At 74.7% G+C, this 292-nt stretch carries 1 protein-coding gene; it reads left to right on the top strand.

What is annotated here, in order from left to right; genetic code table 11:
* On the top strand, window positions 1-292 hold a 292-nt coding region (locus tag MD536_RS21020; protein ID WP_239603760.1), incomplete at both ends, for a hypothetical protein.

The following is a 292-nucleotide window of genomic DNA, read 5'->3' as shown; positions in this document are numbered from 1 at the left end:
CTCGACGCCCGGGTCAGCGGCCGGTCCCTCGGCGAGCTCCTCGAGCGGACGGTGCGCGACGCGGCGGCGTCGGAGCCGGTGATCTTCGGCACCCCCGGCGACGCCGGCGAGCTCCACAGCACCAGCCAGGGTCCGACCCACTTCTTCTACCGGCCCCACCTGTTCCCCGGCATGGACCCGTCCCTGCGCCTCGGCCACATGGTCCAGGTCCACCTGCTGCCGCGGGAGCTGCCGCCCGACTCGCCGGTGGAGGCCGCCGCCATGCTCGAGTCCTACTGCCACCTGTCGGGCG

Source organism: Flavihumibacter cheonanensis (assembly GCF_022352215.1).
Lineage (GTDB): Bacteria > Bacteroidota > Bacteroidia > Chitinophagales > Chitinophagaceae > Flavihumibacter > Flavihumibacter cheonanensis.
This window is presented reverse-complemented; position numbering and strand designations above follow the sequence as displayed.